The organism is Gaetbulibacter sp. NE, from assembly GCF_025548475.1.
Classification (GTDB): domain Bacteria; phylum Bacteroidota; class Bacteroidia; order Flavobacteriales; family Flavobacteriaceae; genus Gaetbulibacter_B; species Gaetbulibacter_B jejuensis.
This window is the reverse complement of sequence record NZ_JAOQHY010000010.1, coordinates 1-25442: the sequence shown is the minus strand read 5'-3', so window position 1 is coordinate 25442 and position 25442 is coordinate 1. Positions and strand designations below refer to the sequence as shown.

At 33.6% G+C, this 25442-nt stretch carries 21 protein-coding genes; 13 read left to right on the top strand and 8 right to left on the bottom strand.

Annotated elements, in window-relative coordinates; translation table 11 throughout:
- Positions 1–113: 113 nt before the first annotated feature.
- The 7 genes from OD803_RS11860 (at position 114) to OD803_RS11830 (ending at position 9571) form a co-directional block, all read left to right on the top strand.
- Positions 114–2957, top strand: coding sequence for a sialidase family protein (locus OD803_RS11860; RefSeq protein WP_262733556.1), 2844 nt, complete (start codon positions 114–116; stop codon positions 2955–2957).
- A 1-nt stretch (position 2958) separates the two neighbouring features.
- Positions 2959–3231: a hypothetical protein gene (locus tag OD803_RS11855; protein WP_262733555.1), complete on the top strand. Its 273-nt coding sequence runs from the start codon at positions 2959–2961 to the stop codon at positions 3229–3231.
- A 34-nt stretch (positions 3232–3265) separates the two neighbouring features.
- On the top strand, positions 3266–4135 hold the full coding sequence (locus tag OD803_RS11850; RefSeq protein WP_262733554.1) for a hypothetical protein: 870 nt from the start codon (positions 3266–3268) through the stop codon (positions 4133–4135).
- 102 nt (positions 4136–4237) lie between these two features.
- Positions 4238–4912, top strand: a complete 675-nt coding sequence (locus OD803_RS11845) for a succinate dehydrogenase cytochrome b subunit (RefSeq protein ID WP_134198257.1) — start codon at positions 4238–4240, stop codon at positions 4910–4912.
- A gap of 10 nt (positions 4913–4922) precedes the next feature.
- On the top strand, positions 4923–6935 hold the full coding sequence (locus tag OD803_RS11840; RefSeq protein WP_134198258.1) for a fumarate reductase/succinate dehydrogenase flavoprotein subunit: 2013 nt from the start codon (positions 4923–4925) through the stop codon (positions 6933–6935).
- An 8-nt stretch (positions 6936–6943) separates the two neighbouring features.
- Complete coding sequence (locus OD803_RS11835) at positions 6944–7690, top strand: succinate dehydrogenase/fumarate reductase iron-sulfur subunit (protein WP_129759902.1); 747 nt, start codon at positions 6944–6946, stop codon at positions 7688–7690.
- 108 nt (positions 7691–7798) lie between these two features.
- Positions 7799–9571, top strand: a complete 1773-nt coding sequence (locus OD803_RS11830) for a MutS-related protein (RefSeq protein ID WP_262733553.1) — start codon at positions 7799–7801, stop codon at positions 9569–9571.
- 64 nt (positions 9572–9635) lie between these two features.
- On the opposite strand, the gene OD803_RS11825 is transcribed toward OD803_RS11830, so the two are convergent.
- From OD803_RS11825 to OD803_RS11800, 6 genes are all read right to left on the bottom strand, one after another.
- The gene (locus tag OD803_RS11825) at positions 9636–10649 is read right to left on the bottom strand and encodes a phytase (RefSeq protein ID WP_262733552.1); all 1014 of its coding nucleotides are present in this window, start codon (positions 10647–10649) and stop codon (positions 9636–9638) included.
- 4 nt (positions 10650–10653) lie between these two features.
- Positions 10654–13491 carry a TonB-dependent receptor gene (locus OD803_RS11820; protein ID WP_262733551.1) on the bottom strand — a complete coding sequence of 946 codons (2838 nt, stop codon included), beginning with the start codon at positions 13489–13491 and terminating at the stop codon, positions 10654–10656.
- A gap of 157 nt (positions 13492–13648) precedes the next feature.
- The gene (locus OD803_RS11815) at positions 13649–15223 is read right to left on the bottom strand and encodes a tetratricopeptide repeat protein (RefSeq protein ID WP_262733550.1); all 1575 of its coding nucleotides are present in this window, start codon (positions 15221–15223) and stop codon (positions 13649–13651) included.
- A 141-nt stretch (positions 15224–15364) separates the two neighbouring features.
- On the bottom strand, positions 15365–15625 hold the full coding sequence (gene rpmA / locus OD803_RS11810; RefSeq protein ID WP_129759897.1) for a 50S ribosomal protein L27: 261 nt from the start codon (positions 15623–15625) through the stop codon (positions 15365–15367).
- Between the two features lie 42 nt (positions 15626–15667).
- Positions 15668–16333 (bottom strand): 50S ribosomal protein L21, encoded by a 666-nt coding sequence (rplU, locus tag OD803_RS11805; protein WP_262733549.1) that lies wholly within the window; start codon positions 16331–16333, stop codon positions 15668–15670.
- Positions 16334–16415: 82 nt separating this feature from the next.
- Complete coding sequence (locus OD803_RS11800) at positions 16416–16871, bottom strand: DUF4199 domain-containing protein (RefSeq protein WP_134198264.1); 456 nt, start codon at positions 16869–16871, stop codon at positions 16416–16418.
- Between the two features lie 188 nt (positions 16872–17059).
- Between OD803_RS11800 and OD803_RS11795 the strand changes: the two genes are divergently transcribed.
- The 3 genes from OD803_RS11795 (at position 17060) to OD803_RS11785 (ending at position 21148) form a co-directional block, all read left to right on the top strand.
- Positions 17060–18388: a M16 family metallopeptidase gene (locus OD803_RS11795; protein ID WP_131506474.1), complete on the top strand. Its 1329-nt coding sequence runs from the start codon at positions 17060–17062 to the stop codon at positions 18386–18388.
- 22 nt (positions 18389–18410) lie between these two features.
- On the top strand, positions 18411–20468 hold the full coding sequence (locus tag OD803_RS11790) for a M16 family metallopeptidase (protein WP_262733548.1): 2058 nt from the start codon (positions 18411–18413) through the stop codon (positions 20466–20468).
- A 176-nt stretch (positions 20469–20644) separates the two neighbouring features.
- On the top strand, positions 20645–21148 hold the full coding sequence (locus tag OD803_RS11785) for a cation transporter (RefSeq protein ID WP_129759892.1): 504 nt from the start codon (positions 20645–20647) through the stop codon (positions 21146–21148).
- A gap of 54 nt (positions 21149–21202) precedes the next feature.
- On the opposite strand, the gene OD803_RS11780 is transcribed toward OD803_RS11785, so the two are convergent.
- Together OD803_RS11780 and OD803_RS11775 are read right to left on the bottom strand one after the other, a co-directional pair.
- The gene (locus OD803_RS11780; protein WP_262733547.1) at positions 21203–21742 is read right to left on the bottom strand and encodes a YciI family protein; all 540 of its coding nucleotides are present in this window, start codon (positions 21740–21742) and stop codon (positions 21203–21205) included.
- A complete protein-coding gene (locus tag OD803_RS11775; RefSeq protein WP_262733605.1) occupies positions 21739–22212 on the bottom strand; it encodes a CYTH domain-containing protein in 474 nt (157 codons plus the stop codon). Before OD803_RS11775 ends, OD803_RS11780 begins: the two co-directional genes overlap by 4 nt.
- A gap of 35 nt (positions 22213–22247) precedes the next feature.
- Here OD803_RS11775 and dinB point away from each other — a divergent pair, with 35 nt between their 5' ends.
- The 3 genes from dinB to OD803_RS11760 all read left to right on the top strand — a co-directional run bounded on the left by dinB (position 22248) and on the right by OD803_RS11760 (position 25224).
- The gene (gene dinB, locus OD803_RS11770; RefSeq protein ID WP_262733546.1) at positions 22248–23357 is read left to right on the top strand and encodes a DNA polymerase IV; all 1110 of its coding nucleotides are present in this window, start codon (positions 22248–22250) and stop codon (positions 23355–23357) included.
- A 167-nt stretch (positions 23358–23524) separates the two neighbouring features.
- Positions 23525–24463 (top strand): hypothetical protein, encoded by a 939-nt coding sequence (locus OD803_RS11765; protein ID WP_262733545.1) that lies wholly within the window; start codon positions 23525–23527, stop codon positions 24461–24463.
- A gap of 308 nt (positions 24464–24771) precedes the next feature.
- A complete protein-coding gene (locus OD803_RS11760; RefSeq protein ID WP_131506467.1) occupies positions 24772–25224 on the top strand; it encodes a hypothetical protein in 453 nt (150 codons plus the stop codon).
- The last annotated feature ends 218 nt before the right edge of the window (positions 25225–25442 follow it).

Here is a 25442-nt window from a genome sequence, read left to right as displayed (position 1 = left end):
TAAGCAAACAAAAACGCAAGCCCAAGCATGTTATGATATTCTGTTAAACTTTTAATCCAAATTTTGCAACTAGCAGTATTATCGTTAATTTTCATTCCTAGAAAACCAACATCATGAAATTTAAAAACACGCTCTTCTTAAGTACAACCCTTTTTTCTCTTTTTAGCTTTAGCCAACAACCTTCAACCAATGCTGATGTTGTTGAAAAAGCACTTCAACAAAAAAACAAATTAACTCAAAACTCTTTAGTTAAAAACATCGCTTTTGAAAATATTGGACCTACTGTAATGAGTGGTCGTGTTACTGATGTTGATGTCAACCCTAATGACCCTACCGAGTTTTATGTGGCTTATGCCTCAGGAGGTGTTTGGCATACAACAAACAACGGTTCAACCTTTACACCAATTCTAGATAACGCAAACACACAAAACGTTGGAGATATTGCAGTAGACTGGAACAACAAAACCATATGGGTTGGTACAGGAGAAAATAATAGCTCTCGTTCATCTTATGCTGGAATTGGAATTTTAAAATCGACTGACAATGGTAAAAACTGGACCAATGTAGGTTTAAAAGATTCTCATCATATAGGGCGAATTCTTATAAACCCTAATAATCCTAACGAAGTTATTATTGGTGTTACAGGACATTTATACTCTCCTAATCAAGAACGCGGAATTTACAAAACTACTGATGGTGGAAATACATGGTCACAAAAATTATTTGTTGACGATATGAGTGGAATTATTGATGTGCAACATGTTCCCAACAACTTCAATATCATGTATGCTGCGTCGTGGACAAAAGACAGAAAAGCTTGGAATTTTGATGGAAGCGGAAATAATTCTGCAATATATAAAAGTACTGATGCTGGTGAAACCTGGACTAAAATTTCAACTGAGAAAAGCGGTTTTCCAACAGGAACTGGAGTAGGTAGAATTGGTTTAGCTGTGTTTAACGACAATGTTATTTATGCATTGCATGACAGTCAATTCCGAAGAGCTTCTGAAGGTAAAAAAGAAACTTCAAACACGCTTTCAAAAGACGATTTTAAAACCATGACCACTGATGCGTTTTTAAAACTTGACGACAAAAAGCTAAACGAGTATTTAAAAACCAACGGTTTTCAAGAAAAATATAGAGCACAAAACGTAAAGCAACTGGTAAGCAGTGGTACTGTAAAACCAATTGACTTAGCAAGATATCTTGAAGATGCTAACTCCATGTTATTTGACACTCCTGTTGTTGGAGCTGAAGTCTACAAAAGTGAAGATGGTGGAGCAACTTGGAAAAAAACTCACAAAGATTATATTGACGATTTATACTATAGTTATGGTTATTATTTTGGAGAAATACGTGTTGACCCTCAAGATGTAAATGGTATTTACATTTTAGGTGTACCAATTTTAAAATCAAAAGATGGTGGAGCAACTTTTAAATCTATTAGTGCAGAAAACGTTCATAGCGATCACCAAGCACTTTGGGTAAACCCTAAAAAATCTGGTCATTTAATTAATGGTAATGATGGTGGTTTAAACATGAGCTATGACGATGGTGAAAGTTGGGAAAAACTCAATGTAAATTCAGTAGGTCAGTTTTACACTATCAATGTAGATAATGCAAGTCCTTACAACGTTTATGGAGGATTGCAAGACAATGGTGTTTGGGTTGGGTCTCATACTGCAAGAGAAGATAAAAGTTGGCATCAAAGTGGTCAATATCCATGGAAAAGCATCATGGGAGGAGATGGTATGCAAGTACAAATTGACAGTAGAAACCACAACATCGTTTACACTGGTTATCAATTTGGAAACTATTTTAGATTGAATCTGGAAACTAACGACCAAGCTTATATTCAACCAAAACACGAATTAGGAGAAAACCCTTATCGTTTTAACTGGCAAACGCCTATTTTACTATCACCTCACAATCAAGACATCTTGTATTTAGGAGGAAACAAGTTAATGCGCTCCATGAATCAAGGAACCGATTGGCAAGCCATAAGTGGTGATTTAACCAATGGTGGAAAAAAAGGAAATGTTGCCTACGGAACCTTAACAACTATTAGCGAGTCACCTTTTCAATTCGGACTAATTTACACAGGTAGTGATGATGGCCTAGTGCAAATCACTAAAAATGCTGGCGGAAGTTGGCAAAACATATCAAGTACATTCCCTAAAGACCTATGGGTAAGTCGTGTTATTGCTTCGCAACACAAAAAAGAACGTGTTTACGCTACGTTGAATGGTTATCGTTGGGACGATTTTAAAGTGTATGCCTATATGAGTGACGATTATGGAAAAACCTGGAAAAACATTGGTTCAAACATTCCTGCTTCTCCAGTAAACGTTATTAAAGAAGATCCTAAAAACGAAAACATCCTGTACTTAGGAACCGATAATGGAGTCTATGTATCTTTTGATATGGGAAACTCATGGGAAGCGTTTAGTAATGGCTTACCTAATGTTGCTGTTCATGATATTGTAATTCAACCTGAAGCAAATGATTTACTATTAGGAACGCATGGTCGTAGCATCTATAAAACCAATATTGCGCATTTACAGCAAATGAACTCTAAAATGCAAACCAATGCTATTACCTTATTTGATGTAAACGATGTAAGACACTCTTCGCGTTGGGGAAGTTCTTGGGGACAATGGTACGATACTTTTGAACCTGAAATTGAAATTGCATTTTATTCAAACTCATCTGAACCTAAGAACATAAAAATTGTATCAGAAAATAATTCTGAATTAAATACTATTAAAGTCACTTCAAGTAAAGGATTCAATTACGCTAGCTACGATTTAACTATAACTGAAAAAGGCAAAAAAGCATTAGAAAAAGAAAACTCTAGCTTAGACATTAACAAATCTGAAAACGGAAAGTACTATTTACCAAAAGGAACTTATACTGTTCAAGTTGGAAACGAAAAACAATCTTTTGAAGTTAAATAGCATGGAAAAAATACTTAAAAACTATAAAGATTTTATATATGAAAAAGTAAGTTCTTTTAACAATCTAGGTTTACCAAGTTATAATCTAGAAACAGGGTTTGGATATGTTGTGTTTTTTATCGCCTCAAACAATCAAAACCTCATAGACTATGGTGTTTTTAATAAAAAAAGAGAACTAATAACATTTGTTGATAATATAAACCATGTAATAGCATCAAAAAAAGAGCAAACAAAGTTTATTGACAGAACTGTTAGAATTAACTATAATATTTAGCATATATTCTAGTTATAAAGAAAACTCAAATCTTATGAAAACTCTAAATCTTTTTACTTGTTTAATGTGTTTGCTCTTGTTTGCGTGCAGTGAAGATAATGATGACAACCAACAAGCAAACAACCCTAATTTAGTCATAAAACTAAAATTTGACCCAAACCAAGAACGATTAAACAATATTGGAGAACCAGCAACTATTCCATCAGGAAATGCTGCACAGTCGCCAAACGTAAACCGTATGAGTGCCAACTATATTGAATTGGCTCCTGGAGCATTTACAGCGCTTGGTGATGGTGAAGTTATTTTTTCAGGAGACGAAACAACTGCTGGAGGAAACAATGCGATTAACTTCCAAAATGCTCAGTTTGCTGGTGACAATGAAACTTTTTTAACTATCCCTCTAAGTGATGTCACAGCAGGAACCTATGAGTGGGTTCGTGTTTCATTAGCTTACCAAGAAGGAGAAATTGATTTTCTATTAAATGGTACAGATTATACTGGTACCTTAGGTAGTTTTGTAGGCTACAATACCTACATCACATCTTTTGATTTGAATGGTGAAACCATAGACGTAAACGGAAATAAATTACAAGGTTTTTGGGCTTTTGAAGCCGAAGGGTTTGTTACCCAAGGGCAAGCTCCAGAAGGTGCTACAACAGTTCCAAACCCATTATTTGACTCATCACCTATACCTCAAGGGTCTTGTGTGGTTACTGGTGAGTTTGAAAATGGATTTACCATAACAGGAAATGAAACCCAAGATATTGTAGTAACATTATCATTTTCAATAAACAACAGTTTTGAATGGACCGAAGTTAACGCTGACGGAAAATACGAACCAAGTGCTGGAGAGCAAGTGGTTGATATGGGACTTCGTGGATTAATTCCTATAGTTTCAAATTAATTTCTGTTTAAAATCATTCTAAATACACAATTATAACGTTTGAGCTTTGTCTAAAACAGCAATGTAGCTTATCTTTGTTGGGATAAAAATTAAACTTCAACAATGAGCGGAATTCTAAATTCTTCGATTGGAAGAAAATTTGCCATGGCACTTTCGGCATTCTTCCTTATGATTTTCTTATTACAGCATTTTGCAATTAATATTCTTTCAGTTTTTAGTGCAGACGCATTTAACGAAGCTTCTCATTTTATGGGAACGTTTTGGGCTGTACAGTATTTATTGCAACCTGTATTAATTTTTGGCGTAATCTTTCACTTTGTGATGGGTTTTGTACTAGAAATTAAAAACAACAAAGCAAGACAAATAAGCTACGCTAAAAACAATGGAGCTGCAAATTCATCTTGGATGAGCCGTAACATGATTTGGAGTGGTTTAGCAATTTTAGCTTTTATAGTGCTTCACTTTATTGATTTCTGGATTCCAGAGATTAATACAAAATATATTGTTGGTGATATGTCTGGTATGCACAATGGTGAGTTCAGATACTTTCACGAATTAGTAGAAAAATTCCATAGTCCACTTCGTGTTGGAGCTTATGTAGTAGCATTTGTGTTTTTAGCATTGCACTTACTGCATGGTTTTAATTCGGCATTTCAATCGGTTGGTGCTAACAACAAGTACACAAAAGGATTGAAAACATTTAGTAAAATTTATGCAATAGGCATTCCGGCAGGATTCATCTTTATTGCATTGTTTCATCATTTAACAGGACATTAAAATATCTAATATGGCTTTAGATTCTAAAATACCTCAAGGTCCAATTGCAGACAAATGGACAAATTATAAAAATCATATCAATCTTGTTAACCCAGCAAACAAGCGTCTTATTGATGTTATTGTTGTTGGTACAGGATTAGCAGGAGGCTCTGCTGCTGCAACTTTAGCAGAATTAGGCTACAATGTAAAAGCATTTTGCTTTCAAGATTCACCAAGACGTGCGCACTCTATTGCGGCTCAAGGTGGTATTAATGCAGCAAAAAACTATCAAGGAGATGGTGATTCTACATACCGATTATTTTACGATACTGTAAAAGGTGGTGATTACCGTTCTCGTGAAGCAAACGTATACCGTTTGGCTGAGGTTTCAGCAAATATTATTGACCAATGTGTGGCGCAAGGTGTGCCTTTTGCACGTGAATATGGCGGACTTTTAGACAACCGTTCTTTTGGTGGTGTATTAGTATCGCGTACGTTTTATGCAGCAGGTCAAACAGGTCAGCAGTTATTATTAGGTGCTTACTCTGCTATGAACCGCCAAATTGGTCGTGGAAAAATAAAAATGTACAACCGTCACGAAATGCTAGATGTTGTTATCGTAGATGGTAAAGCACGTGGAATTATAACACGTAACTTAATTACAGGAGAAATAGAAAGACATTCAGCACACGCTGTTGTTTTAGGAACAGGTGGTTATGGTAACGTATTCTTCTTATCAACTAATGCGATGGGAAGTAATGTTACTGCAGCTTGGAAAGCTCACAAACGTGGTGCTTACTTTGCTAACCCTTGTTATACACAAATTCACCCAACATGTATTCCGGTTTCTGGAGATCATCAGTCTAAACTTACGTTAATGTCTGAATCTTTAAGAAACGATGGTCGTATTTGGGTACCAAAACACATGAAAGATGTAGAAGCTATTAGAGCTGGTCAATTAAAACCAACACAAATAGCTGAAGAAGATAGAGATTATTACCTAGAGCGTCGTTATCCAGCGTTTGGTAACCTTGTACCTCGTGATGTTGCTTCTCGTGCAGCTAAAGAGCGTTGCGATGCTGGTTACGGAGTAAATGCTACTGGTGAAGCCGTTTATTTAGATTTTGCTTCGGCAATTCAACGTTACGGAAAAGAGCAAGCGCACATTAAAGGTTTAGATGAAAACGATGCAGCTCTGGTTAAAAAATTAGGTCAAGAAGTTGTAAGAGTTAAGTATGGTAACTTATTCCAGATGTACGAAAAAATCGTAGATCAAAATCCATACGAAACACCAATGATGATTTATCCTGCGGTACACTATACTATGGGAGGAATTTGGGTAGATTATAACTTAATGACAACCGTACCTGGATTATATGCAATTGGTGAAGCTAACTTCTCTGATCATGGTGCTAACCGTCTTGGTGCTTCGGCATTAATGCAAGGTTTAGCTGATGGTTACTTTGTATTACCATACACCATTGGAGATTATTTAGCTGATGATATTAGAACAGGACCTATTTCTACAGACACTAAAGAGTTTGAAGAAGCAGAGAAAAATGTAAAAGATAGAATAGCAAGTTTAATCAACAACAACGGATCACATTCTGTAGATTACTTCCACAAGAAATTAGGAAAAATCATGTGGAACAAAGTAGGAATGTCTCGTAATGAAAAAGGATTAAAAGAAGCTATTGAAGAGATTTCAACACTTCGTAAAGAGTTCTGGGCAGATGTAAAAGTTCCAGGAACAGCTGATGAATACAACGAAGAACTTGCAAAAGCAGGTCGTGTAGCAGACTTTTTAGAGTTAGGAGAATTGTTTGCTAAAGATGCTTTACACAGAACAGAATCTTGTGGAGGTCACTTTAGAGAAGAATCTGTTGAAGAAGATGGGCCTCAAAAAGGTGAAGCAAAACGTGATGATGAAAACTTTACGTATGTCGCAGCTTGGGAATACAAAGGAGAACCTAAAGATGCAGTGCTTCATAAAGAAGACTTGGAATTTAAAGATATTGAATTAAAACAACGTTCGTATAAATAAGAAAGACTATGAATTTAACGTTAAAAATTTGGCGTCAGAAGAACGCAAGCGATAAAGGAAAAATGGTAGATTATCCAGTAAGTGATATTTCACCAGATATGTCTTTCCTTGAAATGTTAGATGTTTTAAACGAACAACTTATTGAGCAAGGTGAGCAACCTGTAGCTTTCGATCATGACTGTCGTGAAGGTATTTGTGGTATGTGTTCACTTTATATCAATGGAGAAGCACATGGTCCTGATCGTGGTGTAACAACATGTCAGTTACATATGCGTATGTTTAAGGATGGTGATACCATTACTATAGAGCCATTTAGAGCAACAGCTTTCCCTGTAATTAAGGATTTAGTGGTAGATAGAAGTGCTTTTGATCGTGTACAACATGCAGGAGGATTTATTTCTGTAAATACCTCTGGTAATACGATAGATGCTAACGCTATTCCTGTAAATAAGCACGATGCAGATGATGCCTTTGCTGCTGCAACATGTATTGGTTGTGGTGCTTGTGTAGCGAGTTGTAAAAACTCGTCTGCAATGCTATTTGTTGGTGCTAAAGTATCGCAGTTTGCATTATTACCACAAGGTCAAGTTGAAGCCACTGATCGTGTACTAAACATGGTGAAGCAAATGGACGAAGAAGGCTTTGGTAACTGTACTAATACAGGTGCTTGTGAAGTTGAATGTCCTAAAGGTATTTCTTTAGAAAATATTGCGCGTATGAATCGCGAATACTTAAAAGCGGCTTTTAAAGGCTAAAACTGAAGCTGTCAGACTGAGCTTGTCGAAGTCTTCAAACGTATATAAAATCAAAAAATCCCAAGGTAAATTTATATCTTGGGATTTTATTTTGAATAAAAAATTTAAATGCAAGACCCAAATAAATTTTACAGAACTCATTTAGAGCATCATAAATCAGAATCAAAACGCATTTATAAACAAATGGGATTATACAGTGTGCTTAGGCTTACTGTATTTTTGTTGGCTGGCTTTGGTATCTATCTAACCTATCAAAACTGGCAAGTTGCAGTAATTATAGCTGTGGTTGGCATTGCTGTGTTTCTGTTTTTACTATCCAGACATACAGATCTTAAAAGCAAACGCGAACTACACAAACGATTAGCCTCTATTAATGAGGATGAAATCAAAATAGCTTCAGGTGATTTTCATGATAGAGCAGATGGAAAAGTATTTCAAAATCCTGCTCATGCCTATAGTTTAGATATCGATTTGTTTGGAAGAGGTTCTTTCTTTCAGTACATAAATAGAACAACTATAAATGAAGGCACGCAATCGCTTGTTAATTGTTTGTTGGCAAACGATATTACTAATATTGAAGCACGACAAAATGTGATTAAAGAATTAGCTGATGAGCCCGAATGGAGGCAATACTATTCTGGTGTAGCGCAAGGTGTAAAAGTGGAGCACTCTGCAAAATCTATTATTGAATGGCTAAAGGATTATAAACCATTTTTAAACGCAACATTATATTGGTTAACAATTGGTTTTAGTGTTGCTTCAGTAGCACTTTTGGTCTTAGGATTTACTGAAATTATTCCAATAAAATATGCTGGATATTGGTTGCTTTTAGGCTTAGCGATTACTGGAAGATTTTTAAAATCAATCAATAATGTTGCCCAAAACACCGAAAAAGCTAAAGACACTTTTAGGCAATATGCTTTATTACTGAAAGAAATTGAACAGAAAGAATTTCAGTCTGAGTTATTGCAACAACAGCAACAAAAAATACAGTCTGAAGGTGAAAAAGCCTCACAAATATTTACAAAATTCTCAAAAGCTTTAGACGCCTTAGATAACCGAAATAACTTTATCTCAGCCATTTTTGGAAATGGATATTTGCTTTGGGATATAAGGCAAACGTATCGCGTAGAGCAATGGATTAGCAAGTATGCACACAAGGTTGAGGATTGGTTTGAAGTGGTGACGTTTTTTGATGCATACAACACTTTGGGTAACTATGCGTATAATCATCAAGACTTTAGTTATCCTGAAATTACTTCAGAAAATATTACAATTAAAGCCGAAAGTTTAGGACATCCTTTATTAAATGCTGAAAAGCGAATTGATAGCGATTTAGAATTATTACAAGAGCAATTCTTTATTGTAACAGGCGCAAATATGGCAGGCAAGAGTACGTTTTTAAGAACCGTTGCGTTGCACATTGTTATGGCAAATGTTGGTTTGCCTATTTGTGCTAAAACAAGCAAATACAAGCCGATTAAACTCATTACAAGTATGCGCACTACAGATTCGTTGACAGATGATAGTTCGTACTTTTTTAGTGAGCTTACACGACTAAAATTTATTGTAGATACAATTGCTGAAGACAAAAACTATTTTGTGATTTTAGATGAAATCTTAAAAGGTACCAACTCAACAGATAAAGCTATTGGATCAAGAAAGTTTGTAGAAAAATTAGTTGGCCAAAAAGCAACAGGAATTATTGCAACGCACGATTTAAGTCTTACCGAAATTGAAACCGAATTAGAAGCTGTAAAAAACTACTTCTTTGATGCTGAAATTAAAAACGACGAACTCTTTTTTGACTACAAATTAAAGAAAGGGGTTTGCCAAAACATGAATGCAAGTTTTCTGTTGAAGAAGATGGAAATTGTATAATAAAAAACCCTTTCCAAAAAATTAGGAAAGGGCTCTTAATCAATTTAAAAAAATAACTCAGCGATTATTTTAACTTTAGAGAATCTAAGGCATGATAGAAAAAATCTTGTTGGTCATTCATAGATACAAACAATCCGTTTGGAAATTTTTTACCAAGGGATTCTGTTACTACATCGCAACCATCGGTTTCTATCGTTCCTAAGTTTATCGTTTTAACAAAACTATTATCACTTCTTTTAAAAATATTGAAGCTGTGATCTTGCTGGTTAGACACAATCAAAAATCCATTATCTCCACCGTAAGTTGCTATAGCAATACCTTCAATATCATCTTTAAAATACTCACTACCAAACAATGCTATTTCATTATCTCCTTGTTTTGGATCAGCATGGTATTTTCTAATTCCAACACCTTCATCAGAATAATACACATATCCTAAAGCATCGTCAACAGCAATAGCTTCAATTTCTTTTTGCCCGCTAAAAGTTCCTAGCTTTCTCAATAAATTAGCATGAACTCCCAATGAATCACTTACCAAAGCATATTGATAAAGATAACCTTGAGTTGGTCCTGCTTTTCTGCTTACAAATGCTGAAACTTCTCCTGTTTTTGGGTTTTTATAGATTGAAATTCCCATAGGTCTTTTCATTTCTATATTAGTTTCATCAGTAAACACTTTATAACCTCCATTATCTAAAGGTTTCATATCAGGAACTGAGTATAAACGAATTTGGTTTTTCTCTCTTTCAGTAAACATCATAATATCTGTTTCAGTAGAATCAGTCAATTTAAAACCATATTCTATATCAACGTTATTAGGATAGCTAACTCCTGTAAGGCTTTTTTCTTTTATGATTTTTCCGTCTAAATCAAAAGCATAAACACCTCCATTTACCTCATCTTTATCGGTTCCAAAGACAATACTTTGCTCAGGATTTTCACGATTTATCCATATTGCTGGATCATCACTATCGTGTGGTAGTTTTTCAGTTTTTAGTGTTGGCGCCACTTCTGGCAATCCGTTTCCACAAGAAAACAGTACTAAAGCAATAATGCCTAATATAAATGTGTTCTTCATCTTCTTACTTCTTAAACAAATCATACTTTAAACCAAATGTTAAACGCTTTTCGTAGTATTCCATTTGCATGGTTCTACTACTTACACCTTGATAATAACGTAATGGTTGGTTGGTAATGTTGTTGATGTTAAGGTATAAACTCAAGTTTTTGTTGATAGCAACATTTGCATTAAAATCTAAGAAAAGTTGCTCATCATAATATCTATCTTCAAACGCATTTCCACCAATTTCATCAATGTAAGCATCAGAATAGTTAGCTGATAAACGTAAACTAAAGTTTTTACCTGCATACCCTAAAGAACCGTTGAACATATTAGGTGCTGTTTGTGGTAAATCTAAGTCTGTACGCTCTTCACCATCTTCATTACGAATACCATCTGTACTAGATGTTAAGTACGTATAGTTTAAGTAAACACTAAAGTTCTTTGCAAATCCTGGAAGGAAATCTAAACGACGTTGAAAAGAAACCTCAGCTCCAAATACTGATGCATCATCACCATTTAATGGTTGGTATACTTCGAATCCATCTTCGTTTTCACTTTGGAAAGTGTACACAAAATCTTGAATATCTTTATAGAATAATCCTCCTGAAATGATACCTACTGATTTAAAATAGTGCTCAGCCATAACATCAAAGTTCATAGATGTTGTTGGGTCTAACTCAGAGTTTCCTAAGAAAATTTCTTCGTCTTCGTTATTGATTTCTCTATAAGGTACTAAATCAACATAATTAGGTCTAGCCAAAGTATTCGTCCACGCAAAACGTAATATTGTGTTATCGTTAAGGTTATACTTAAAATGAACACCTGGTAAAATGTTAGTGTATGAGTTTTTGTCTTTTACAACGTTAATCCCTGAAACATCTCCTTCAGTATCAAACTCAAGTTCATTTCCTTCACTTTCAATAGAAGTATGCTCCAATCTTACACCTGCTAATACGCTTAACTTATCTGATAAATCTTGGTTTAACATTGCGTAACCTGCATATACGTTTTCGTTTACATCAAAGTTTGCAGTAATATATTCTTCTGGAAGGTTTTCAGCTTCAAACAAGTTAGAGTCATTTAAGTTTAGTCCTCCTAAAAATTCAGGACTTGCAAAATTACCTACTTGGTATTGACCACCTGCAAGAAAATCAGAATCAGAATAGTTTCTTGTTGGTACCATTCCTAAAAACTCCAAAGCTCCAGTCTCGTCACCATATTCTGTAAAGTCGTTTTCACGATTTTTGTTTTTCAATCTGGTTTTTGCTCCAAATTTTAAGAACCCATCTCTACCATTTACAACAGACATTGGCACTTGTGCATTAACAAATAAGTTAAAGTCTTTTTCTTCGGTATATTGGTTTTCTTCAGTTAATTCACCAAACTCAAAATCTTCATAATTAGCATCAGTTGCACTTACAGGTGAAAACAATGGTTTGTCTTGATTATTATTAAAGTTAACTGCATATTCACTTTCATACTCTAAATAACGCTCATTTAAACGTTCTTCTGAAGCTTTTGAAAACGAAGCCATCCAATCGAATTGAACACTACCTAAAAGGTGCTCACCTCCAAGACTGTAGTTTTGCATACGTTGGTCTTCTAATCTTGCATTTTTATTTCGCTTGCTGTCAATTCCTCCTTTTGATTGACGCTTAGCTTCTACAGGAAACATCGTTAAGTTACCATTAGCATCAACCGAAAAATCTCCTGCTCCAATATCTTCACCATCTAAAATTTCGTGTTCTAACCTAAAACGGTTTTCTCTATCGTCTCTCCAGTTATAGATAGATTTAAAGTAAACTGTGTTATTCTTATCTAACTTATAATCTAAATTAGCTGAAAAACTTCTACGCACACGTTGTACTAAATACTCTCTAATTTCAAATACGTTTGCATAAGGGTTTACGTCAACTTCTTCAAGGTTATCTTCATCTCCATTGTTAAACTCAAACTCATCAGTCCACTCTGCTTCGACATTATCACTACCAAAGTCGTTATCGTTGATAGATGCTGAAACCATCCATCCGAACTTATTGTTTTTGCTACGGTCTCCTACTAAGAAAGATCCGTTTAAAATTCTCTTGTCAGTAATAAAGTTAATACCAGAACCTGCTGTTGCAGATAAACGGAATCCTTGAGGTGACGTTTTAGTAATAAGGTTTACCGAACCACCAAGAGCATCTCCATCCATATCAGGAGTAACCGCTTTATTTACTTCAATAGTTTGGATCATGTCTGAAGGAATTAAATCCATTTGTACGTTACGGTTATCACCTTCAGCCGAAGGAATTCTGCTTCCGTTTAATGTTACTGAATTTAATTGAGGAGAAAGACCACGAACAATAATGTTACGCGCTTCACCTTGGTCAACCTGCATTGTAATACCAGGAATACGCTTTACAGCATCACCAATATTGGCATCTGGGAATTTACCAATTTGATCAGTTGATACAATATTGGTAATGTTTGTTTTATTTTTTTGAGTGTTTAGTGCTCTGGCTTGACTTCCAAAGCCATAAGCCACTACTTCTATTTCATCAAGCTCAGTACTTTTTGATGTTAGTGTAATGTTCAATTCTGTTGTTTGAGAAGCAGTCACTGTTACTTCTTTCTTAAAATCGGCATAACCCAAATATTTAATTAAAAGGTTATACGTTCCTTCAGGTATATCTACCATAGTAAATTTACCGTCAAAATCGGAAACGACAGCTTTCTTAAGCTCTTCAATCATTACAGTTGCTCCTGGAACTGTAATTCCGTTGTCATCTGTTATAATACCTTGTAGATTTCCTGACTGAGAAAACCCATAAAAGGGTACAGATATAAATAATAGTAAAGTAAATAAATGTTTCATTGATAGGTTAATTTTGTTTTAGACAAAACTAGACCTAAGCCATGTTTTGTAGCTTTAGAATGTGTTAACAAATAGTAACTAACCCTTGAAAAACACCTATAAAACATAGCAACATTTACAATTACTTAACACTCGATAAAGATTTGGAAAACATTCCCTATAAATTGAGTAAGTAGGCTTGCAAATCGTCTTTGGAGTCTAACGGCAATTTTTTTCTTAGTCTGTATCGAGCAATTCTAACGCTATCAGAAGTAATATGAAGTATCTCTGCGATTTCTTTAGATGATAAATTTAATCTTAGTAATAAGCATAAGCGCATTTCAGAAGACGACAACTTTTCTAAAGCCGATTGTTTTAAAATTTTAAAAAACGCTGGATGAATTTGACCAAAATAACCCATAAGTTCTGTCCACTCATTATTATTGTTTAAGTCAGCTTCAATTTCACTTGCTAGTTCTTGTAATTTGGTTTTTACTAGCTCACTATTTCTTCCTTTTAATTTGGTAAGTGTTTTTGAAACATCAGAAAGCATTTTGTTTTTATGCGCAATGTGTAAACTATAATTAGTTAACGAAGACACTTTTATATCTATTTCGCGTTTTAGAGCTTGTTCTTCGGCTGTTTTTTTGTCTAAATCGGCTTGCAGTAACTGTTGTTGATATTCTAAAATATGTTTCTCGTGTTTTCGTCTTTTTTTCCAGTACAAAAACCCAACTATAAGCGCTAAAATAATAGCTCCAGTAATAGTTAAGATAATATACTGCCTTACTTTATTAATCTGGTTTTGTTTGTTTAGAAGTTTAACTTCGGCTTCTTTTTCTTTTACCTCATATAATACTTGCATTGCACTTACTATTTCGGCATTGTTTTGTCTAAGTTCTTGTTCGTTAACTATGCTTTGGTTATTAAGGTAACCGTAAGCTTTTTCGTAATCTCCCAAATCAGCATAAGTTCTTGCTAAATCTTTTAAAGCACTTTCTATTTGAGATTCATTATTAGTTTTTTGAGCTAGCATTAAAGCTTGCTCAGTATACCCAAGCGCTTTACTATAATTTCCTGTTTTACGATTGACATCACCAAGGTTATTAATGATGTTAATTTGAAGATCCGTTTCACTATTCTTAGCATACGTATTTGCAGTTTTAAAATATTGATATGCTAAGTCATACTGCTCTAAGTCTTCATAAATGCTTCCAATATTTTCATTGGTGCTTGCTAAACCTGTACTGTCATTTAGCACATTAAAAATAGAAAGACTTAACTTTTGAAATTCTAAAGCCTTTTCATAATTGCCTTGTTTTTCAGCTACACTACCCAACAAAGCATTTGCTTTTGCTTTTCCTCTTGAATAATTTATGTCTTCAGAAATTGTTAAGCTATTTTGCGCATACTTGTTGGCTTCACTATACTTTTTTAAATCAAGGTTTATTGTTGAAAGTGCATTTTGAATATAAACCAGTCCTGAATCTTTAGTTTTATGAATATTAAGATACGCTTGATAGTTCTTTATCGCTTCACTATAGAGTTCTAAGCGACTAAAAAAATCTCCTAGTTTAACTTGCACTTGTGCTGTTTTTGAAGTGTTGGAACTGGTTTTAGCCAACTCAAGTTCCTTTTTTAAATCATATAACTTAGTGTCGATCTCATTTGTAGTATTGATTGACATTTGAGCACAAAGAGACACAGATATAAAAAAAGCAAATATTGTAATGGTTTGTTTATAAGTAGACAAAATGCAAACTATTTTATAAACCTATAAAGAAACGCTACAAGTGTTACCCAAACTTATTGTTTGTATGATATTAATGTTATGAAATAAAAAAGCGGCTTAGAAATACATCTAGCCGCTTTAATTTTTTAAAAGAACTGTTTCTTAAGCCTCGAAAGGTTCTACAGAAACGTAAGATTTACCACCTTTTTTCTTTTCAAACTTTACAATACCATCTACTTTAGCGTGTAAAGTGTGGTCTTTCCCAGCATACACATTCTCTCCTGGATTGTGAGCTGTACCTCTTTGTCTTACGATGATGTTTCCAGCTACAGCAGCTTGACCACCAAAAATCTTAACACCTAATCGTTTCGATTCTGATTCTCTACCGTTCTTGGAACTACCTACTCCTTTTTTATGAGCCATTGTATTAAGGTTTTATATTGTTAATATTAAATGATACAGAAATTATTTTTCTATACCACCATCTAATTTGTCTTGTAATTCTTTTAATTCATCCCATTTTCCATCAGCTGCTAATTTAGCTTGCTTTGGCCAAGTGTCTGGTACATGACTACCACGAACTTCTGCGATGATTTCTGAAATTTGCTCAGGTTTAGCTTTTGCTAAATCTGCATAAGTTGCAATACCAGCTTCAATTAAAGTTTCAGCGATTTTTGGACCAATACCTTCGATTTTCTTTAAATCGTCAGCTTTTCCTGCTGCTTTTTTTGGTGCAGCTTTAGCTTCTACTTTAGGTTCAGCTTTTTTAGTTTCTTTTTTTGGAGCAGCTTTCTCAGCTTTTTTAGCTGGCTTAGCTCCTGAAGCTACGATGCTTTCAATTACGATTTCAGATAAGGCTTGTCTGTGACCATTTTTTACACGGTAACCTTTTCTTCTTTTCTTTTTGAAAACAATAACTTTATCACCTTTTAGGTGCTTAACGACTTTTGCTCCTACTTGAGCTCCGTCTATAGCTGGGGCGCCTACAGTTACATTGTTACCATCACCAATTAAAAGAACGTTATCGAAAGAAACTTTCTCACCTTCTTCTGTTGCTAAACGGTTAACAAAAACTTTTTGGTCTTTTTCAACTTTAAATTGATGCCCTGCTATCTCTACAATTGCGTACATAGCGTAACGTTTAAGTTTGTGTTAATAATTTTACTCAAAAATGAGTGCAAATATACGCCTAAATCTTTAATCTACAAACCTTTTATGCTTTTTGAGAGATATTATAGCTTTTTTTGAGTAATTGCATGAATGTTAAGGTGAGCACAACGGTTGAAGCCAATCCTTCAATTAAGATAATAAACACTAAAATTCCAGTGCCTTCTCCATAGTTACTAAACCATTCTCCTAAAAGCGTTTCAGTAAATTTTGGGTCTATATGAAACATGTAAATAGCCATAAAAGCTGTAAATAAAACTGTTCCTACAAAACCTGTTATTAATCCTGTTTTAAAACCGTCAATATAAGTAAAGCTGTCACTAACAGATAACTTATAATATTTTATGCCGTAATAAATACCTGTGGCCATAATAAGCCCATTAAAAAGTCTTAACCAAATATTCTCATGAAGATTAAACAATCTTACAAACAAAAAATAGGCTATTAAAGTTACCGCAATAAAAATTCCATATTTTAATGCTACCGATAAAGATGTTTTCATAATATAAATGTTTGAAATCAAGTCCTTTAAATTTCGTGAAAATTTGCGTATATAAATAATTTTATGCCTCTTTTTTACATTTATTTCACACAATGCGTAGTTATGATTTACTATTTTTGTGAAACTTGTAACATTTTTCGCAACTCGAAGACTTACAATTTATATTATAAACTAAAAACAAACTCACAATGAAAAAAAGCTTATTTACTTTAGCTGCATTTGTATTAGCTGGTTTTGCTACATCTGCACAAGAAGTTGAATTTGAAGAATTTGATCTAGATAACGGATTGCACGTTATTTTGCATCAAGATAATACTGCTCCAGTGGTTATCACCTCAGTTATGTACAACGTAGGTGGAAAAGATGTTGGAGGAACTCCTGATGCACCTCGTACAGGGTTTGCACACTTTTTTGAGCACCTTTTATTTGAAGGGTCTGAAAACATTGAGCGTGGGGAATTTATGAAAATTATTCCTGCAAATGGTGGTACATTTAATGCTAATACTTCTCAAGACAGAACGTACTACTATGAAATTTTTCCTTCAAATAAATTGGAGTTAGGGTTATGGTTAGAGTCTGAAAGAATGCTTCATCCAGTTATTGACCAAGTAGGTGTTGATACTCAAAACGAAGTTGTAAAAGAAGAAAAACGCCAACGTTATGATGCTCCTTATGGTGGAATTTTAGAGGCTATTGGATCAAACTTGTTTAAAGTTCACCCATACAAAGACCCTAATATTGGCTACATGGAAGATTTAGACGCTTCTACATTAGAAGAGTTTAATCAGTATTTCAAAGATTATTATGGACCAAATAATGCGGTTTTAGTTGTTGCTGGAGACATTGACATTAATAAAACCAAGAAAATGGTTAGCGATTATTTTAGTGAAGTAAAAAGAGGTCCTGAAGTAGTAAGAAACTTCCCCAAAGAAACTCCAATTACTGAGACTATCAAAGCTCAAGCATTTGACAAAAACATTCAAGTACCAGCAATTATAGCTACTTATAGAACTCCTGGTTTTGGAACAAGAGATGCTTATGTTTTAGACATGATTTCTTCTTACTTAAGTGGAGGGAAAAGTTCTGTATTGTACAAAAAGCTAGTTGACGAACAAAAACAAGCTTTAGCTGTACAAGCTGTAAACCTTGGTCAAATGGATTACAGTGTATTTGCTTTATTTGCTATTCCATTAGGAGAAGTTGATTTAACAACACTTTTAACTGAAATGGATGAGGAAATTGCTGTAATGCAAACTGAATTAATCTCTGAGCGTGATTACCAAAAACTTATCAATCAATTTGAAAATCAATTTGTAAACTCTAACTCAAGTATTGCAGGTATTGCAAGCTCATTAGCTACATACTACCTACTTTATGGAGATGTAAATTTAATCAATAAAGAAATTGATATTTACAGATCAATTACTAGAGAAGAAATTCGTGATGTGGCAAAAAAATATCTTAGCCCTAATCAGCGTGTAGAATTGGAATACTTACCTCAAAAAGACGAAAACTAAGATGAAAACGATATATAATAACATGAAAACAAAACTATCTGTATTAATTGTACTGTTTTTTGTGACAGTAAGTGTTACTGCTCAAATAGACCGTTCTAAACCACCTAAAGCAGGACCAGAACCAAAAATTTCGTTGGAAGTTCCTAGTGAGTTTGAATTAAAAAACGGATTAAAAGTATTGGTTGTTGAAAATCATAAATTACCAAGAGTATCGTATTCATTACGTATTGACAACAACCCAATAGCTACTGGTCAAAAAGCAGGTGTAGAAAGCATCTTAGGGAGCATGTTAGGAAATGGTACTACTTCTATTTCTAAAGATGAGTTTAATGAAGAAATAGACTTTTTAGGTGCTAGTCTTAACTTTGGGTTTAGTGGTGGATTCGCTAGCTCTTTATCAAAATACTCTGATCGTGTTTTAGAATTAATGGCAGATGCTGCAATTAATCCTTTATTAACTGAAGAGGAGTTTGAAAAAGAAAAAGTAAAACTAATTGAAAGCCTAAAACAAGAAGAAAAAAGTATTGACGCTATTAGTAGTCGTGTACGTAACGTACTAGCTTATGGAAAAAATCATGCTTATGGTGAATACATAACTGAAGAAACCATTAACAATATAACTTTTGGAGATGTAGTTGCTTTTTATGAAAAGTATTTTAATCCTAACAACGCTTATTTAGTTGTTATAGGTGATATTGACTACAGAACTATTAAAAAGCAAATTGAAGCTCACTTTGATGGATGGGAAAAATCTATTGACGTTTCTAATAAAGTCCTTCCTGCTGCACCTAATGCGCAATACACTCAAATCAATTTTGTAGATTTCCCAACAGCTACACAATCAAGCATTACTGTAACTAACAATGTTGATTTAAAAATGAATGATAAAGATTATCATGCAGCTTTAATTGCAAACAACATCTTAGGTGGTGGTGGAGAAGGTTACTTGTTTAAAAACCTTCGTGAAGAGCATGGGTATACTTATGGTGCTTACTCTAGTCTTGGAGCTAGCAGATATGGTTTAGGGCGTTTCAACGCTTCTGCTAAAGTTAGAAACATGGTAACTGATAGTGCTGTAGTTGAAGCATTAAAAGAAATCAATCGTATTAAAACTGAACCTGTAGACCCACAAACACTTAGAGACGCTAAGGCAAAATATGTTGGTAACTTTATTATGGGATTAGAGCAACCACAAACTGTGGCTAACTATGCTTTAAACATCAAGTTAAACAACTTACCTAAAGATTTCTATACTACTTATCTTCAAAAAATCAACGATGTAACTGTTGAAGATGTACAAAGAGTATCTAACAAATACTTTAAAACTGAAAATGCTCGTGTAGTAGTTGTAGGTAAAGGAAGTGATGTTTTAGAAAACCTTGAAAAAACTGGTATTCCAATTAAATATTACGATGCATATGCAAACCCTGTTGAAAAACCAACCTATGATGTAGCAATGCCTGAAGGTGTAGATGCCAAAAAAGTTATTAATGACTATTTAGAAGCTGTTGGTGGAAAAGCAAAAATTGAATCTACTAACTCTATATTAGTCTCTTACGAAGCATCAGCAATGGGAGCAACTATTGTAAGTGAAGAAAAACGTCTTGACGGAAAAGCTTCTCAAAGCATTTCTATGAATGGTAGCCCTATGATGGCTGTTGTAATGACTCAAGAAAAAGTTACAATGAACAAAAACCCATTACCAGAAAATATGGCTAAAGACATGAGCATTATGGCTGGTTTATTCCCAGAATTAAATATGCTTACTGCTGATAATGTAAAATTAGCTGGAATTGAGTCTATTGATGGTAAAGATGCTTATAGAGTTGAAGTTTCAGGAGAAGTAATTTCTCTAACGTATTTTTATGATGTTGAAACTGGATTAAAAGTAAAAGAGATTCAAACAACTAATATGCAAGGTCAAACTCAAAGTCAAGAAACCGATTTAAAAGACTACCAGTTAATTGAAGGATTAAAGTTTCCTGGAGTTAGATCTGGAAGTCAAATGGGACAAGTTATTGAGTTTAAACTTAAAGAAGTTAAAATCAACGAAGGTGTATCTGATGCTGATTTTGACTAATTAAGTCTTTAAATAATTTTTTAAAAACCGAAGTGTATACACTTCGGTTTTTTTTATGCAATATTGCTGTAAATCACAAAATTCGTTAATTATTTCACTAAAAACAGCAATATTTATTAGATTTGTTTCAGATTAAAATTCATTAAATACCCTAAAGGAGAAAAATTTAATTCATTATGAAAACAATAAAAAATATATTAGTTGTCTCTGTTTTAGCACTTTTTATAGTGTCTTGTAAAAACGATGCAAAACCTGAAGTTAAAACTGTAGATACTAATGTTGAAGAAACTTCAGTAAAATTAGACCCAAATGCTACTTACGCAAAAGCTGAGTTTGGTATTGAAGGAATGACATGTGCTATTGGTTGTGCAAAAACCATTGAAAAGAAACTTGCTAAAATGGAAGGTGTAAAATCTGCTACTGTAGATTTTGACAAGCATTTAGCAATGGTAGAGTATGATGAAGCTAAAGTAACTCCTAACTCTTTAGAAGAAGCTGTTGCTAAAGCTGGTGACATGTACAAAGTTAATGACATGAAAACGGTTGAATCATTCTCTAACGAAAAAGCTTGTAAAGCAGATTGCAAAATGGCATGTTGTGCAGATAAAACCGAAGACGCTAAAAAAGCTTGCGCCGAAGACTGTAAAATGGCATGTTGCGCAGATAAAAAGAAAGCGTAACTTTAAAATACTAAGTTATAAATAAAAAGCCACTCATTTTGAGTGGCTTTTTTATTATCTTAAAGGAAACCCTTTTGCTGCCCACCAAGGGTGGATTTCAATTTCCAATCGTCCTGCTTGCACCATTGGATCAGCATTTGCTAAACTGTCGGCCATTTTTTGTGTTGGCACATTGTATATGGTAATACCTCTTATATCTCCATCGTCACCAAAAGGTCCTGAAATATCAGCATAACCTAAATCGTACATTTTTTGTAAATGTGCTAAATGCTCTTCTTGTAAAATTGCAGCTTCCTCTTCATTTTGATTTCGTATTGTACCACGCTTTAAAAAGGCAATAAAATACTGTTGCATGATTATAGTGTCTTGCGTTTTTTCATCAACATAATCAAAGGTCTTAAACCCTTTTGCAGCAAGTTCATTTTTTAACTCACTAATAGACTTTTCAGGTGTTGCCTCTTCCTCTACTTCAATTAGAGTTGAGTCCTCAACAACTTCAATAGGTTCTTCTATTTCAGTAGTGGTTTGTTTAGGCTCTTCTTTGCATGCAACATATAATAATGCTACAACGCACAATAGTAATAGTCTTTTCATAACTTCCAGGTGTTGTATGGTTTTTTGCTTATTTGTGAATTATAATATTTAATGTCTCCTGTTACTTCTTCTCCTAACCAATCGGGTTTTTCAAAATGTTCATCTTTGGAGCTTAGTTCAACTTCGGCAATAATTAAGCCTTCATTGTCTCCAAAAAATTCATCAACTTCAAAGATATGTTGTGCAACTTTAATCTCATAACGCATTTTGTCAATCACTCCTTTTTCACAGAGTTTTAAAAGCGCTTCAGCATCTGTTTTATCGATGTCTTTTTCCCATTCAAAACGTGATAATCCATCAGTTGTAGATGGTCCTTTTACAGTCAATACACCTTTATCACCTTTCAGTCTTACTCTAACTGTTCGTGCTTTGTCAGTATTTAAAAACCCTTGTACTATATGCGTTTTTGAATACGCTTGGTTTTTAAACGCATGAGAAGTTACTAAAAATTTACGTTCTATTTCAATCATAAAAATAAAAGACATTTAATGTCTAAATTTACACTATGCAAAACGATTTACCAATACGAAAGATTATTCATGTAGATATGGATGCTTTTTATGCATCTGTAGAGCAAATGGACAATCCTGAATTAAAAGGTAAACCCATTGCTGTTGGTGGTAGTAGTAAACGTGGTGTTGTGAGTGCTGCTAGCTATGAAGCCAGAACATTTGGTGTAAGAAGTGCTATGAGTGGCGTTAAAGCAAGACGTCTTTGTCCTGAGCTTATTTTTGTGCGTCCGCGTTTTGATCGCTACCATGAAATTTCTAAAAAAATCAGGAAAATTTTTCATGATTATACCGATTTGGTAGAACCGTTATCGCTTGATGAAGCTTATCTTGATGTTACCCAAAACAAAAAAGGACACCCAAGCGCTACACTTATTGCTAAAGACATAAGGCAACGTATTTTCAATGAAGTTGGTTTAACTGCTTCTGCAGGAATTTCTATCAATAAATTTATTGCAAAAGTAGCAAGCGACTACAACAAACCTAACGGACAAAAAACCGTGAATCCTGAAGAAGTGCTTGAGTTTTTAGAAGCTCTAGACATTAGAAAATTTTATGGTGTTGGTAAAGTTACTGCCGAAAAAATGTACCAAAAAGGCATTTTTACAGGAAAAGATTTAAAAGCAAAATCGCTGGAGTATCTTGACACGCATTTTGGTAAATCTGGGCGTTACTATTACTATGTGGTTAGAGGCATTCATAACAGCGAAGTAAAGCCAAATAGAACCAGAAAATCTTTAGCTGCTGAACGTACCTTTAGCGAAAACCTGTCTTCTGAAGTGTTCATGCTCGAAAAACTAGACCATATTGCAGAAGAAGTAGCACGACGTTTAAACAAAAGCTCAGTTGCTGGAAAAACCGTCACCTTAAAAATAAAATACAGCGATTTTACACTACAAACACGTAGTAAAACTTTACCTTATTTTATTAGTGATAAGAGTATTATTTTAGACACTGCTAAAGATTTATTGTACCAAGACAAGTTGAGCAATTCGGTACGTTTATTGGGTATTTCATTATCTAATTTAAACACTGAAACCTCTAAAAAAAACACTGTAAAAACACCCGAAAAATCAGTGAGTGTACAATTGCAGTTTGAGTTTTAAGGCGTTTGACTTTATCAAAAAATAGTCGATCTTAGTTTAATTATCGATATAGATAATTAAAACTATCCATATCTTTATTATTTACTCAGTCAAAAGACATACTCGCTCATTTTAGTTTTTAGTAAACGTAATTCAACATTAAATTTGAAAATCAAAATGTAAAATTCATGAAAAACATTTTAGTCATAATTTTCCTGCTTTTCAGTTCAATTACTTTTGGGCAAAAAGTTATAATCAAGGGAGTTGCAATTGATACTACTAAAAACAGGAATAGAGTTAGAATTTCAGTTAACGATACACTTTCAAAATATTTTTCAGCAGATTTACCAAAATACAATAGACATTCAGAAATTACTAAAAACAAAGATTTATTTGTGACAGCAGATGAAAATGGAAATTTTAAAATAAAGGTAAAATTGACTGACTCATTATTTTTCAAATCTCCGCAACACATAACTGAATCATATCTTGTTTCAGATTTGGCTAAAAGAGATAGTATAAGAATTGAATTAAAACCAAAAGTTTGCACTGAATACATTCCTTGTAAAGAAAAACCTAAAATGCTTTATGCGTTTATTGGAAAAAAAATAAATGTAGAACCTGCTGATGACGTTTATTATTGCAATATAATCTCAATGGATTCAAAATATGATGCTAAATATAAAATCCTTGAAAATTTGCATGGTGATTATCCTAAAGATACAATAAGTTTTATTTCGTATGACCATTTTTCTATAAAAAAATATAGCGATTTTGAAAATGTATTAATATATGTTGCTGATTATTGTGGTGAGTTAATTCATGTAAAATATCAATATCACAATTTATATAAAACTATTGACGGAAAATGGGCTTCACCATATAATCCTTATATCTATAGAAAAATTGATTCGACATTTCACATAAAGCCAAGAAAAATTGAATTTGAAAAACCAATGGAATTTGAGTTTAAAGAAGAGAATTTGGAATTAATAAAAGAAAAATACCCTGAACCTTATTATGAGATTAAAAATGGAAAGGTTAAGGTTTTATATGGTAATTATCCGAATGAACTTTTTGAATTAAAAAAACTCACAGTTCTGAAAGAATTAGGTTTTTTTAAATAAAAACTACTGGTAACAACGTGTATAATCTATTACTCGCTTATTGCTAAACCAATAACAAGCTACTATCTACTAAAATAAAAAAAACACTGTAAAAACACCCGAAAAAGCAGTGAGTGTACAATTGCAGTTTGAATTTTAAGGTATTTGACTTTATCAAAAAAATAGTCGTACTTCGTTTAATTGTGATATGGATAATTAAAACTGTCCTTATCTTCAATATTATAGTGCATTTGAGAAAAATGAGGGAATCAATAAGAATTTTGCTTTTATTTTCAATCCTTTTAACAAATTGTAAATCGAGATTGACATTGGATAATATAAAAATTGATAACAATACATTAGTTGTTGTTAATAATGAATGGGTTTTGATTAACCCAAATGATTTTATTAATAAAATAAAAACTGAACCGAATATAGAGCTTGTCGAATTACCTCGTTCTGAAATTAAATACGAAAACAATATTGAGAAAATAATCGGAATAAATAAAGTATCGGAATTTAATACTGAATTAGGAATTGATTATGAATTCTTCAAAGAAATTGACCCTAAAAAATCAATTTTCTATATGATTGATGGAATGCCAACTCACAATTACAATTTTGTCGCTGAATATCTAATTTCGAGAAAAATAAAAGAAATAAATAGAATAGGAATTAATCAAGCAATTGCAATTTGGGGAAAACGAGAAGGAAAAAATGGAGCCATTCAAATTAAAACTTTTGACAAAGGAGACGTTGTGATTCCAATAATAGTAAACTAAAAAAAGCACTGTAAAAACACCCAAAAAAGCAGTGAGTGTACAATTCAGTTTGGGTTTTAAGCTATTTGACTTTATCAAAAAAATAGTCGACCTTCGTTTAACTGTCGATATAGATAATTAAAACTATCCATATCTTTATTATTCAAGCACATTCGGCTAAAGCCGACCAATGTTGCTACATTGCTTCGCAATTCTCGCCCCATTGGAAATGTGCTTGA